The following is a 14,293-nucleotide window of genomic DNA, read 5'->3' on the forward strand; positions in this document are numbered from 1 at the left end:
ATGCCGATTCGCACCACCCATCGCGTATCCGAGCTGATTCGCCACCAGGGGCGCCGTTATCCGGTCGCCGTGGTGGAAGCACGTGTCCGGGAGGTCGCCGACGTGGCGGAGTGCGCGGCGGTCCAGCTGCGCACCCCGGGCGGCTCGACGCGTTCCGTGGCCTTCGTCCGGACGGTGTCCGGCCGCGCCCTCACCGTCGAGAGCCTGGCGGGGCTCCCGGTGGACGACGTGGTCACCGTGTCCTGCCTGCCGCTCGACGACCGGGGCGGCGTGGACTACGCGACGCTGCGGCAGGCGGCGCTCGTGGACGCACCGCGGCTGGCGGAGCTGGAGGCCGGATGGCGGGAGAGCCATGGCCTCGGCGAGAGCGTCGTGCTGTACGGGGAGTCGTACGACTTCGGCGCCCCTCTGGCACGCCCGGCGTACACCGCCTCCTCCGCCGCGCCTGAGCGGGAGGGCGACGGGCGGATACCCGGTGCGGCTCCCGCCGTTCCCGCGTACATCCAGGGGCCGCCGCTGTTACCCGTACCGGGTGACGCGCGGACGCTGACCGACACCCTGCGCCGGGCCGCCGGCAGTGGCGCCGGGCGGGGCTGCCACTTCGTCGACTCCGCCGGTACGGAGAGGTTCCTGCCGTACGCCGAGCTGCTGGAGCGGTCCGAGCGGGTGGCGGCCTTCCTCCGGGGCGACGGGGTCGTTGCCGGTGACCGGGTCCTCATCCTGGCCGCCGGGCAGGAGGAGTTCGTCGTCGCGCTGTGGGGTGCGCTGCTGGCCGGGGCGGTGGCCGTGCCGGTGACGGCCTCGGCGGACTACCAGGAGCGTAAGGCAGAGGCGGAGAGCCTCCGGCGGATCTGGACCACGGCACGCGAGCCGCGCGTCCTGGCATCCCCCGCCCTGGTGGAGGCGGTCCGGCCCCTGCTGGAGGGCGCGTCGCTGCTGTCGCTGGCCGAGGCGGAGGAGTGCTCCGCCGCGCCCGTCGCGGTGGACGTCGACCCGGACTCGCCCGCGCTGATCCTCTTCACCTCGGGGAGCACCGGCACCCCGAAGGGGGTGGTGCAGTCCCACGCGAACATCGTGCACAAACAGCAGGCGGCGGTTCAGCACAGCGCCTACGCGGCCGACGACGTCTTCCTCAACTGGCTGGCCATCGAGCACGTGGTCGGGCTCATCCACTCCCATCTCCTCCCCCTGTACCTGGACGCCTCCCAGGTCCACGCGGCCACCGACCACGTCCTCGCCCGGCCCACCCGCTGGCTGGACCTGGCGACCCGGCACCGGGCGACGATCACCTGGGGCCCGAATTCCATGCTGGCCCTGCTCGCCGACACCGTCGCGGGCGGTGAGGCAGCCGACTGGGAGCTCTCGGCCGTACGCCGCTGGATCAACGCGGGCGAGCAGGTCCACTTCGCCACCTGCCAGCGGCTTCTGGGCCTGCTCGAGCGGTACGGGCTGCCCCGGCAGGCGATCAAGCCGGAGTGGGGCATGTCCGAGACGTGCAACATGGTCGTGGTCTCGGACGCGCTGGAGTACGGGAAGTCCACCGGCGTGCAGTACGTCGACCGGATCCGCCCGGACGGCGGGATCGAGTTCGCTCCGTCCGAGTCCACCGCGCTGAGCCGGTTCGTCGAGTGCGGCCGGGTCTACCCGGGGGTGGACGTACGGGTCGTCGACGACGCGGGCGAGCTGGTCGACGAGGGGCACGTGGGCCACTTCCAGGTCCGCGGGCTGACCCGGCTCGTCGAATATTTCAACAACCCGGAAGCGAACGCCAAGTTCTTCCGCGACGACGCCTGGTTCGACACCGGGGACCTGGCCTTCATCCGGGACCGCAAGGTCACCTTCACCGGCCGCGGCGCCGACCTGATCATCGTGAACGGCGTCAACATCCAGAACGTCGACCTGGAGGCCGTGGTGGAGACGGTGGACGGCGTCCTGCCGTCCTTCGCCGCCGCGTGCTCGGTCCGTGACGAGGACGACGTCACGGATCACCTCGCGATCTTCTACACCTCCGAACTGACCTCGCCGGACGCGCTGTTGCGGCAGATCAAGGACATCCAGGCCACCCTGCGCCGGGAGTTCAGCCTCTCCGCCCGCCATGTGATCCCCCTGCCGGCCGAGGAGATCCCCAAGACGAGCATCGGGAAGATCCAGCGGAGCAAGCTCGTCGCCCGCCTCCAGGACGGCACGCTGGACGAGCGGCTCCACGCGGTCGCGCAGTCGCGCGGCTCGGGCGCGGCGTTCATCCCGCCGTGGTTCTTCCTCGAGACCGAGCAGCCGCGCATTCTTCCGGCGGTGGACGGGCAGCCGGTGACGCTCGATCTGGTGGGCGGTGAGCCGGCGGACCGGGCCGAGGTCACCCGCGTACTGTCGGAGGGGCTCTCCGTCCAGGCGGGCGAGGGGGCCGAGCGCCCGGACGGCACGCTCGACGCCGTGGTCGACCTGCGGCTGACCCGGGCCGGGTGGGACAGCCAGGCGGTGTACGAGCTGATCGGCGCCACCACCAAGCTGATCGGGGACCGCGCCGCCGCCGGACGCCTGGAGGGGCTGCGGATCGCCCTGATCACCGTCGGCGGACGCGCGCACGACGACAGCGCCCGGGCCCACCTCGGCGCGCTCCAGGGCTATGTGCAGAGCGTCAACGCCGAGGCCGGTGCACCGGTGCTCGTCTGGTGCGACCTCGATGTGGTAGACGAGACCAACGTGGCTTTGCTGGCAGCCGAGTTGGTGGCGTACGCCCCTGCTCCGGCGGTGGCCTACCGCGCGGGGACCCGTACGGAACGGGCACTCTCGCCCGCTCCGCGCGACCCCGCCGGGGTGGCGGCCGAGATCAAGGAGGGCGGCCGGTACATCGTCACCGGCGGCCTCGGCGGTGTGGGGCGGGAGCTGTCCCGGTTCCTCGCCGAGAAGTACGGCGCCCGGCTCGTCCTGATCGGCTCCACGCCGGCCGGGCAGCTCGACGAGAGCCGCAGCCACGCCCTGCGCACCCTGGAGGCCCGCACCGAGGTCGACTACGTCTCGGTGGACCTCGCGTCCGACGACGCGCCGGAGCGGCTCCGGACCGCACTGCGGTCCACCGTGGACGGGCGCATCGACGGGGCGTTCCACCTGGCCGGCCTCGGCAACTTCGGCGAGGACGACGCGCTGGAGGGCCTCGACGGGGCCCCGCGCCTCGACGGGAGCCGGCTGGCGCGGTACACGGCCCTGAAGGTGCGGGGCATGGCGGCGCTGGCCGGGGAGCTGGCCAAGGACGCGCTGCTCGTCGGCTTCAGCTCGGTCAACGCCTATTTCGGCGGCGCCGGGTACACGGAGTACTCCGCGTCCAACAGCGCGCTCAACGCAGCGGTGCGGGCCCTGCGGGAGCAGGGGTACCGGCGCGCCATGTCCCTCGGCTGGAGCGCGTGGTCCGGCACCGGCATGTCGGGCGGGGCGGGCGGCGGCCTGCCGTCCGAGCGGCGCGGCTTCCTCTCGCTCGACGTCGATCTGGCCCTGGAGTCCGTGGACATCGCGGTCCGGCGCAACCAGCCGGTCACGTACATCGGACTGGACGGCGCGCACCCCGATGTGGCCTCGCACGTCCGCCGGAAGCCCGGCTGGGAGCTGGTGCCCCGCTACTTCTACGTGGCGGAGAGTGAGCTGGAGGCCGGGCAACTCGCCGACCTGGGACCGGCGTTGCGCAGCTCACGGGTCGACCAAATCCCCCGCAAGGGCGACGGGCACGTCGACACGGTCCGGCTGCTCCAGACGGCGGGCTCCACGACGACCGCCGCCCCGCCGGAGACTGCGACGGAGCAGCGGCTCGCCGCGCTGTGGGAGGAGATCCTCGGTACGGAGAACCTCGCACGCGACGACGACTTCTTCATGCTGGGCGGCCACTCCCTGATGGCAGCCCGGCTGGCCAACGACATCCGGCTCGCGTTCGGTGTGACGGTCGCGCTGCACGAGTTCTTCAAGAGCTCCCGCCTCTCCGCCGTGGCCTCCCTGATCGACGAGAAGGCGGCGGCGAGTGCCACCGCTGAAGCGGCACCGCAGGCGGCAGGGACGGCACAGGTGGCGGAGACGGCGGAGACGGCTGAGGACGGCCTGTCCAGCGCCCAGCGCCGGATCTACTTCGCCGAGCGCGTCGAACCCGAACTCGCGCTCTACAACATCGTGGCGGCCTGGGAGTTGGCGGGCGCGCTGGAGCCCCGGCTGCTGGAGAAGGCGCTGGTCTACGTCACCCGTCGGCACGAGTCGCTGCGTACGGTCTTCGAGACGGTCGACGGCACCCCGCGCGGCCGGCTGGTCGAGGCGCCCGCCGTCGCCCTGGACCATGTGGACCTGCGGGACCGGGAGACCGGTGAGGCGGAGGCGGTGCTGCGGGAGACGCTGGACCGGGAGCTGGCGCACAAGTACGACCTCGAAGCGGCGCCGCTGGCCCGCTACACCCTGGTAAGTCTGCCCTCGCAGAGGGATGTTCTGGTCGTCTCGCACCACCACATCACGTCCGACGGCTGGTCGCTGAGCGTCTTCATGCGTGACCTGGTGACCGTCTACAACGCGCTGGTCTCGCAGGACATCCCGCTGCTCGCCGCTCTGCCGGCGGACATCACGCGGGCCGTGGCGCGGCAGGACGCGGCCGGTGCCGCCTCCGAGAAGGCGGCGGACCACTGGCGCACAGTGCTGGAGCAGGACGTCGAACCGCTGGAGCTGCCCACGGACTTCAGCCGTCCGCGCCTCCAGTCCTACGCCGGGGACACCCTCTTCCTCGAACTCGACCGGGACGAGGTGCGCCGGGTGGGCGAGGCCGCCGCCTCGGCCGGGGTGTCGAGCGCGGTCTTCGTGGCCACCGTCTTCGGTGTCTTCCTCTCCCGGCTGAGCGGGCAGCGGGAGTTCTTCGTCGGCATGCCCGCGATGCGGCGGGACGATCCGGCACTGCTCGACGCGGTGGGCATGCTGGTGAACACGCTCCCCTGCCGGGTGTCCCTGGTCGGCTCCGCCTCCGTACGCGATCAGTGCGCCGCTGTCCACCGGTCCATGACGGGGCTGCTGGAGCACCAGGACTACCCCTTCGACCACATGGTCACCCACTTCTTCGAAGGCCGTGACACCTCGCGCCCGCCCATCGTCCAGACCATGTTCAACTACGTTCCCCGGGAGGACTTCCCGGAGTTCGCGGGCGCCGCCCGGACACCGCTCGACCTGCGGCACCGCATCGCCCGCTTCGACCTCTCCCTCCACGCGTACGAGCGGGACCACGGGCTGACCCTGGCCTTCGAGTACGCGACCTCCCTCTTCCGCGAGGAGACCGTCCAGGGCTGGCGCGCCCACTTCCGTACGCTCCTGTTCTCCATGGCCCACGATCCCGGCGCGCGGGTACGGGAGTTGAGCGTCCTGACGCCTCAGGAGCGGGAGGAGGTGGTGCGGCTCTCCGACCGGACGAGGCGGAGCGCGCCCGCCGGGCCGGTCGCCGCCGCGTTCGCGGACACGGCCCGCGCCCACGGTGAGCGGACCGCCGTGGTCCACGGGGAGGAAGAGATCACCTACCGGGAGCTGGACGCCCGCAGTTCGTGCCTCGCGGCCCGTCTCCGGGAGCAGGGGGTCACCGCCGGTGCCCGCGTCGCGATCGACGCCGAGAAGGCCCTCTCCACGATCACCGGGATTCTCGGCATCCTGAAGCTCGGCGGTGCGTACGTTCCGATCGACCCCGAACTGCCTTCGGGGGTCGCCGCGTCCATCCTCCGTGCGGGCGGCATCCGTTGGCGCCTCTCGGCCCGGGGGCTGTCCCCGGTCGACGCGTCGGGCGAGCCGGTAGGGGAGCCGATAGCCCTCCCGTCACATGAGCGGGAGCCGGAGGGCCAGGTACCCCCCGTCACCGGGGGCGACGAGGCGTACGTCATGTTCACCTCGGGCACGACGGGCCTCCCCAAGGGGGTCTCCATCAGCCAGGCGAGTGTGGTGGGGCTGGTCCGGGAGCCGGGGTGGATCACGCTCGACGAGCAGGTGCGGGTGCTGCAGACCGGCGCGCTCTCCTTCGACGCGTCCACCTTCGAGATCTGGGCGGCGCTCCTCAACGGCGGCACGCTGATCCTCACCGGGAAGGACACCGTCCTGGACGTCGGTGCGCTCCGGCGGGAGATCGAGGTGCGCCGTCCCACCCTCATGTGGGTGAGCGCGCCCCTGTTCCACCAGCTGACGGACGCCGACGCGTCCCTCTTCGACGGACTGCGGGAGCTGGTCGTCGGCGGCGACGTCGTCTCACCCGCCCACGTCAACCGGGTCCTGGAGCACAGCGCGGACCTCCGTATCACCAACGGCTACGGCCCGACCGAGAACACCACGTTCACCACCACGTTCTCGACGACCCGGCCCGTGGAGGGTGCCCTCCCGATCGGGCGCCCGTTCCCCGGCCGGATCGCCCTCCCCCTGGACGAGGCGGGCGCGCTCGTCCCGTACGGCGTGCTGGGTGAGCTGTACGTCGGCGGCGAGGGGCTCGCCCTGGGGTACGTCGGCAACGAGGAGGAGGCCGCCCGCCGCTTCGTGGAGACCGAAGCGCTGCCGGGTGTGCGGCTCTACCGCACCGGTGACTGGGTCACCCTGAGCCGTGACGGCCGACTCCATTACCACGGACGCCGCGACGGCCAGGTGAAGGTCCGGGGCCACCGGGTGGAACTGAACGCCGTACGGAGCGCGCTCTGCTCGCTGGCCGGGGTGAAGGACGCCTTCGTCGTCGCGCGTCCGGGTGCGGCGGGGGCGCTGACGGCTCATGTCGCCGCCGAGGGGCTGCGGGTGGCCGAGATCCAGGAGGGGGTACGCCGACTGGTGCCGCCGTACGCGGTGCCCTCGGCCGTCCACGTCTACGACGCGCTGCCGCTCAGGAGCAGCGGCAAGGTGGATGTCACGCGGCTGCGCACCGGCGGCGGCGAGGAGGCACCGGACACGGCACCTGAGGCCGCTGCCGAACTCTCCCCGCAGGCACAGACGTTGCTCGACGCCTACCGCTCCGTCCTGGGGCGCGAACGCGTCCACCCCGACGAGTCCTTCTTCGATCTCGGGGGCGATTCGCTGCTGACCATCAAGCTGGTCTCGGTGCTCCACGGCGAAGGCGTGCCGGTCGACCCCAAGCAGGTGTTCCTGTACCCGGACGTCCGCAGCCTGGCGCGGGCGCTCGACGAGCGGACGACGGACGGCACGTCCGCCGGTGACCCGGCGGCGAAGCTCGTACGGCTCAACCCCGGCAGCGGCGACGGGCCGGGCATCGTCTTCGCGCCGCCGGCCGGCGGGACCGTCCTCGGCTACATCGAACTGGCCCGCCACCTCCGGGGGTTCGGCCAGATCCACGGCGTCGAGGCGCCCGGTCTCGGTGCCGGGGAGTCCCCGGTCTACCCGTCGTTCGACGAGATGGTGCAGTTCTGCTCCGACTCGGCGGCCGGGGTGGCCGGCGACGGCGTCTACATCGGCGGCCACTCCCTGGGCGGGCACATCGCCTTCCACCTCGCGGCGAGGCTCCTGGACCGGGGCGTGCGGCCGAAGGGGCTCATCATCCTCGACACCCCGCCGAATCTGGGCGACATCCCCGTGGCGGACGCGGACCTCACCGAGGAGGAGACGCGGGTCTTCATCCTCGCCATGGGGATCGGCGGCATGCTGGACCAGGACCGGGATCAGCTCAAGGACCTCCCCTACGAGGAGGCGAAGAAGGTTCTTCTCGACCGGGCGAAGAACGATCCGCGGGTCTCCGCCTTCCTCAGCGAGGACTATCTGGACCGGTTCCTGCGCCTCCAGATGCATCAGCTGATGTATTCGCGGGATGTCGTCCTGCCCGAGCGGAAGCTGGACATCCCGGTCCATGTGTTCCGCACCAAGAACCACGCACCGGAGGTGGCGAACCTCTTCTCGGCCTGGGAGAACTACGCGGCGGGCGAGGTGACCTTCGTCGACATCCCGGGTGACCACGCGACGATGCTCAGGGCACCCCACGTCAGCGAGGTCGCCCACCTGCTGGACCGCTACTGCGGCCTGCCGACCGGAGACGGTCCGCGCCGCTAGCCGGCCTCCTCCCCGCCGCCCCCCTGGCCGGTGCCGTCCCGCCGACGACGGCACCGGCCGGGGGCGCCAACGACGTACGTATTCGGCCAGTCTCCGACTCAGGGATGCACAGAAATTCCCATGCCTCATCATCACTCCCGTGACCTCCCCTGCCCGGGCCCTTCCGCTGTGGCGATCGTCCTGTCCGAGGACGAGCGGACGGCACTGGCGGCCCGGGCCCAGTGGCCGGACCGACGGCGGGCCGAACGGGCCCGGATCGTCCTGGCGTGCGCCGACGGCATGTCGAACATGGGCGCCGCCCGGTCTCTCGGGGTCGCGGTCAAGACCGTCGCCAAATGGCGCCGCCGCTTCGCCGCCGAGGGGATGGCGGGGCTCGACGACGCCTGCCGTATGGGCCGGCCCAAGGCGGACCTGGTCCTGGACGACGCCGAGCGGGCCCAGTTGACCCGCTGGGCCAGGCGGGCGAAGACCGCCCAGTTCCTGGCGCTGCGCTCGAAGATCGTGCTGCGCTGCGCGGAGGGCGGGACGAACCGGCAGGCGGCGGCCGATCTCGGTATCGACGAATCGACCGTGGAGCGGTGGCGGGCCCGGTTCATCGCCCACCGCCTCGACGGCCTGCGGGACGAGCCCCGGCCGGGGCGGCCGCCGTCTATCCAGCCCGATCAGATCGAGGAGGTCGTCGTGACGACCCTGCAGACCAGTCCGGGCCTGGACAGCCACTGGACCCGCGCCGCGATGGCCCGGCGCACCGGGCTGTCGGAGTCGACGATCGGCCGGATCTGGAAGAGGTTCGATCTCAAGCCGCACCTGCGGAACGAGTTGCGCGACGCACTCGCCGGGCCCGGTGACGCACGGAGCGCACCGGACCCGGCGGCGGACAGACCCCCGGTGGACGGGGTCAGACCGTGAAGTGGTGGTCCCCGGAGCCGACGGCGAAGACGGCGCAGCCGTCCTCCATCCGCAGGTGCCGGGCCCCGCTGTGGGTGACGGCCCCGGCCGTCCCCGCCGGGACCCACACCTCCGCGGTGGTGTTCACGGGCAGGCTCACTGCCAGCCGGAAGCGGCCGCGCTCCACCGTCCACCGAGTGGCGACGGTGCCGTACCGGGTCTGGAAGGCACCTCGCGCCCGGGTGACGCCCCCGCCCGGCCGGGGCCGTACGGTCACCTTCCGGAAGCCGGGCTCGGCGGGGGCGATCCCGGTGATGTGGGCGTACATCCACTCCCCCACGGAGCCGTACGCGTAGTGGTTGAAGGAGTTCATCCCGGCGTCCTGGAAGCTGCCGTCGGGCCGGATGGAGTCCCAGCGCTCCCACATCGTCGTGGCGCCCCGGTCGATCTGGTAGCCCCAGCTGGGGAAGGTCCGCTGGAGCAGCAGCCGGTACGCCACATCGGTGTGCCCGGTCTCCGTGAGTACGGGGAGCAGGCGGGGCGTGCCGAGGAAGCCCGTGGACAGGTGCCAGTCCTTCGCCTCGATGAGCGCGACCAGCCGGTCGGCTGCGGTGGTCCGTTCCTGTTCGCTCAGCAGGTCCATGGAAAGGGCCAGGACGTACGCGGTCTGGGTGTCGCCCTTCACCCGGCCGCCGCCGGTGACGTAGGCGGTGCGGAAGGCGTCGCGGATCTCGCCGAACAGGGCGGTGTACGGGGCGGGGTCCTTGCCGAGCAAGTCGGCGGTGCGGGCGACGAGGTCGGCGCTGTGGGCGTAGTAGGCGGTGGCGATGACGTCCTTGGGGGTGTCGTCCTGGATGTTGAGCCAGTCGCCGTAGCCGGTGGCGGGCCGCAACCGCCCGGTGCTGTGGGCGTCCAGGTAGTCCAGCCACGTGAGCATCGAGGGCCAGGACCGCTCCAGTACGCGGGTGTCCCCGTACGCCTGGTACAGCGCCCAGGGGACGGTGACTCCGGCGTCGCCCCAGCCTGCGGAGCCCGCGCCGAGGCCGCCGACCTGCGGGGCGACATCGGTGAAGGCTCCGTCGGCGGTCTGGTCGTCCTGGAGGTCCCAGAGCCACTTGGAGAGGAAGCGCGCGGACTCCATCACATAGGCGGCGGTGGGTGCGAAGACGTTGATGTCGCCGGTCCAGCCGAGGCGTTCGTCGCGGGCGGGGGTGTCGGTGGGGACGGAGAGGAAGTTGCCGCGCTGGCCCCAGGTGATGTGCAACAGCGCGCAGAGCCCCGGCGAGGAGGCCGAGTACCTGTCGCTCTTCGCCGAGCAGCGGGTGCGCGGGGTGCTGCTCACCCCCGCCGACGCGACCGGGCGCAACATCGAGGCCTTCCGGCGCCACGGCATCCCGTTCGTCCTCGTCGACCGGGTCGCCGAGGGGACGACGGAGTGCTCGGTGTCGGTGGACGACGTGGCGGGCGGCGCACTCGCCGTACGGCACCTCGTCGAGGCCGGGCACCGCTCCATCGCGTACGTCAGCGGGCCGCCCGGTTTCAACCAGGTCCGGGACCGCCGTACGGGGGCGCTCGCCGCGCTCGCCGAGGCGGGTCTCGGCCCGGAGGCCCTGCGGGAGCTGCCGACGGAGCGCCTCGACGTCGCGGCGGGGCGGGACGCGGGGGCGCGGCTGCTGGGGCTCGCCGACCGGCCCACCGCCGTCTTCTGCGCCAATGACCTGCTCGCGCTGGGCGTGCTCCAGTCGCTGTTCGCGGCCGGGGTGTCCGTCCCCGGCGATCTGGCCCTGGTGGGGTACGACGACATCGAGTTCGCGGCGGCCGCCGCCGTACCGCTCACGTCCGTACGGCAGCCCGCGGCGGCGATGGGGGCGCTGGCGGCGGGGCTGCTGCTGGAGGAGACCGGTGCCGGAGGGGACCCGGCGGCGCACGAGCACCGGCGGGTGGTGCTCCAGCCGGAGCTGGTGGTGCGGCGCTCCAGCCTCTCCGCGCGGTAGGAGGGGCCGCGCGCGTACGGCGTCGGCTTCCGCGCCCGTCAGGTGCGGGCGGGAGGTCTCCGGGCCAGGTGCAGGCCGACGCCCAGGGCCAGGGCCAGCACACACCCGGCGAAGGTCAGCCCGGCGTTCCTGAGCCCGAGCCAGAGGGTCAGCGCGCCCACGCCCACCACCGGCAGCGAGATGCCCAGGTAGGCGACGACGAAGAACGCGGACACCGTCGCGGCCCGGTGCTCGGCCGGTGCCGCTCCGCTGATCGCCGTCACCGCGCCCCGGAACGCGAGCCCCTGCCCCAGGCCGCCGCAGAGCGCCCCCGCGACGAGCAGCGGCAGCGAGGCGAGCAGCAACGAGGCCGCCACCAGCACCAGTCCCACGACCAGGACGAAGCACCCGCCCGGCAGGGCCCGCCGCTCCCCCACGCGTCCCATCAGCGCCTGCCCGGCCGTCGAGGCGAGGAAGACGGAGAAGACGACGAGTCCGGCGAGGGCGAGGTTGTGCACGTCGAGCGTCTCGGCCACGAACGCCGGGGCGACCGCCGTGAAGAGGCCGAGCAGGGAGAACCCGGCGAAGGCGGCCAGCGCCGAGGGGGCGAAAACGCCGCGCACCTGGGGCGGGACGGCGAGCCCTTGCGGGTGCAGCCGGAAGCGTCGTACGGGGGAGGTGACCGTCTCGGGCAGCAGCCAGGTCAGCACGGCGGCCACGGCGATCAGCGCCAGGTGGGCGACGAAGGGGAGCGTCAAGGGCCGGGGGGCGTACTCGGCGAGGAGCCCCGCCAGGAGTGGGCCGCAGCCGAGGCCGCCCATGTTCGCGGCTGTCGCGGCGAGGCCCGCTCTGGCCTCACGCCCCGGTGGTGCCAGCTCCATCACCGTGACGGTCGCGGCGCCGCTCAGCAGCCCGGCGGCGAACCCCGACAGCAGGCGGCCGGCGAAGAGGGCGGGGAGCCCGCCCTCGAAGAGGAAGCAGAGGGCGCTGGCCGCCGAGAATCCGAGGGCGGCCAGGAGGACGGGCCGCCGCCCCGTCTCGTCGGAGACATTTCCGGCGAGGAGCAGGGTGGCGATGACGCCGATGGCGTAGACGGCGAAGACGACCGTCACCATCAGCTCGGAGAAGCCGAGCTCCTCCCGGTAGAGCCCGTAGAGCGGTGTGGGCAGGGTGGTGCCCGCCATACCGATGGCGAAGACGGCGGCGGCCGCCGGATAGCCCAGGCGGCTCATGAACCCTCGGGAGACGCGGCGGGGGTGATGTGGCTGAGCACGCACCGCCAGTCGCCGTGCCGGCGTACGAAGACGTCCGTGGTCCATTCGTCGGCGTCGAAGCGGTCGCCGCCGTAGTGGGCGGTGTTCGTGATCCGCGCGGTGACGACGGCGGTGTCCCCGTGGACGCGGATCCTCGGCGGGGTGATCGCCTGCATCGCCGAGTGGGTCAGGTCACCGGAGGTGACGAAGGCCAGGAAGGTGTCGCGGTCGGTGATACCGGACTCGGAGACGATGACCCATTCGTCCGCCGTGAACGCGGCGATCCGCCCGGCGTCGTTCGCGACGATCGCGGCGGCCCAGTCGTCCACGAGTGAGGCGAGCAGCGCGTGGGCCGCCGGGTCCGCCGCGCCTTCGGGGCTGTCCGGGGGCGGCCCGGGCCGGTCTCCGCTGTCTCGCATTTTTCGAGCGTAGCCGTGGGGGGCGCGAGCCGCAGTTCAAGACCCGCGCCCCATGGCCTGCCTCAGCGGCGGTATGGCGTCAGCGCCATCCGCCGTACCGGCGTTCGAATCCGGCGAACGCCGCTTCCTGGCGCCACTGGGTCGCGGCCTTCGGGTTGCCCTCCAGGTGGCGGACGCAGTCCGGGGCGGGCGGGACGATGCCCGGCCGGGCTCCGGCACAGGCACGGACCGGGCGGTAGCCGGCCCGGGCCGATCCGGTGGCCCACAGGCCGTCGCCTTCGAGGAAGGCGTACTCCAGCGAGGCGCGGGCCAGGTCCTTCAGCTCGGGGTAGCTCAGGCCGTAGGTCTCCCGGGCGTACCGGTACTCGTGGCTGATGTCGATGCGCGAGACGCCGGGGTCGTCGGTGGCCAGCACCACGGGGACGCCGTGGTGGCGGTAGGCGTTGAAGGGGTGGTCGTCGCCCGCCACGCCGAGGATCTGCTTGTTGCTGCTGAACGGCACCTCGACGGCGACATCGCGCCGGGCCATCGTCCGGGCGAGGCCGCGCCAGTCGTCCTCGTGGACCAGGTCGACGCCGTGGCCGATGCGTTCGGCGCCGGCGACGAGCACGGCCTCGCGGATGTGGAAGGTGAGGTCCTCGGGCTTGACCAGGCCGGGGGTCAGCTCGCCGGCGTGCAGGGTGATGCGGACGTCCGGGTACTGGGTGCGCAGGTATTGGAGCATCCGCATCTGGAGGCTGTAGTTGCGCAGCGCGCTCTCGCCGTCCTCCGGCTGGACGAGGTTGACCGCGACGAACCGCGGGTCGCGTGCGGCGAGCCGCAGGCCGACGGCCATCTGGGTGAACACGCGCTCGTTCGAACTGCCCCGGGAGACCTGGGAGATCCACCGTACGGGGAGCCGGCAGCCCGGGTCGGGGCGGCGGGTGTCGCAGTGCGCGGCCTCCCGGAACTGGGCGTCGGCGGCGTCGGCCTCGCGGACGGCCTCGGTGACGACCTTGTCGAGCTTCCCGCCCGCGACCAGCTTGCGGTGGAAGGCGGCGAGGTCGGCGTCGTAGCCGACGGACTCGGCGAGCTTCCGCGCGCTGTCGGAGGCGGGGGTGACCAGGGTTTCCAGATAGAACTGGTTCTGCTCCACGACGGTGTTGGCGACATTGGCGAGCAGCTTCCCGCGATCGCGCGTCGCCTCGCCGAACTTGCCGAACGTGTCGAAGAAGTGGTCGTGGCCGGACTGGTCGGCGGGGAAGTCCTGCATCGACCAGGCGCGGACGATGCGCTGCCGGAACTGGCTGTCCGTACGGGCGTCGGCGGCCGGACGCGTGCCGGGTCCGCAGGGCGGGCGTACGGCGGTGTCCGTGGCGTCGATGCAGAGCCCGTTCTCGCCCGCGAGCTGGATCAGGTACTCGGTGGTGACCGCGCCGGACAGGTGGTTGTGGAGGTCGCCGCCCTTGGGCAGTGCGGTGAAGAAGGCCTGCAGCCGTTCCGGGTCGCTCCGCAGGGCGTCGAGGTGGGCGGCGGTCCGGCGCTCGGCCGGGGTGATGGAGCGGTGCTGGGGCTGCGCGGCCGAAGTGGTGGCCGGGTCCTGCGCGGGTGCGGCAGCGGCGGCCGGGACGGTGGGGAGGAGAGTGAGGAGAGCGAGGGCGCCGATCCCGGCCGGGACCAGGGACTTGGGACGGAGAGCCGTCCGAATCGAGTTGATCACCGCCGAATGATCGCGTCGCCGGACCCGCTTCCCCGC

General features: G+C 72.6%; 5 protein-coding genes and 2 pseudogenes. 3 read left to right on the forward strand and 4 right to left on the reverse strand.

All coding sequences use genetic code 11. The features are described from left to right. Together IF17_RS0114055 and IF17_RS0114060 are read left to right on the forward strand one after the other, a co-directional pair. Complete coding sequence (locus IF17_RS0114055) at window positions 1–8,025, forward strand: non-ribosomal peptide synthetase (protein ID WP_030565666.1); 8,025 nt, start codon at window positions 1–3, stop codon at window positions 8,023–8,025. A gap of 168 nt (window positions 8,026–8,193) precedes the next feature. Then, complete coding sequence (locus tag IF17_RS0114060; RefSeq protein WP_244890477.1) at window positions 8,194–8,934, forward strand: helix-turn-helix domain-containing protein; 741 nt, start codon at window positions 8,194–8,196, stop codon at window positions 8,932–8,934. Here IF17_RS0114060 and IF17_RS0114065 read toward each other — a convergent pair. Then, window positions 8,924–10,174 (reverse strand): annotated as a pseudogene (locus tag IF17_RS0114065) (alpha-L-rhamnosidase-related protein); the annotation flags it as partial. The gene IF17_RS0114060 and the pseudogene IF17_RS0114065 sit on opposite strands and share 11 nt — an antisense overlap. Here IF17_RS0114065 and IF17_RS0114070 point away from each other — a divergent pair. After that, window positions 10,167–10,907, forward strand: a pseudogene (locus tag IF17_RS0114070) (substrate-binding domain-containing protein); the annotation flags it as partial. The pseudogenes IF17_RS0114065 and IF17_RS0114070 sit on opposite strands and share 8 nt — an antisense overlap. Before the next feature lie 38 nt (window positions 10,908–10,945). Here the strand turns inward: IF17_RS0114070 and IF17_RS0114075 are convergent. The 3 genes from IF17_RS0114075 to IF17_RS0114085 form a co-directional block, all read right to left on the reverse strand. Next, a complete protein-coding gene (locus IF17_RS0114075; protein WP_030565675.1) occupies window positions 10,946–12,118 on the reverse strand; it encodes an MFS transporter in 1,173 nt (390 codons plus the stop codon). Further along, the gene (locus IF17_RS0114080; RefSeq protein ID WP_030565676.1) at window positions 12,115–12,558 is read right to left on the reverse strand and encodes a nuclear transport factor 2 family protein; all 444 of its coding nucleotides are present in this window, start codon (window positions 12,556–12,558) and stop codon (window positions 12,115–12,117) included. Before IF17_RS0114080 ends, IF17_RS0114075 begins: the two co-directional genes overlap by 4 nt. Window positions 12,559–12,637: 79 nt before the next feature. Then, window positions 12,638–14,257: an adenosine deaminase family protein gene (locus IF17_RS0114085; RefSeq protein ID WP_030565677.1), complete on the reverse strand. Its 1,620-nt coding sequence runs from the start codon at window positions 14,255–14,257 to the stop codon at window positions 12,638–12,640. Window positions 14,258–14,293 lie beyond the last annotated feature (36 nt).

Origin of the sequence: Streptomyces cyaneofuscatus (genome assembly GCF_000718135.1) — a bacterium.
GTDB classification, from domain to species: Bacteria; Actinomycetota; Actinomycetes; order Streptomycetales; family Streptomycetaceae; genus Streptomyces; species Streptomyces cyaneofuscatus.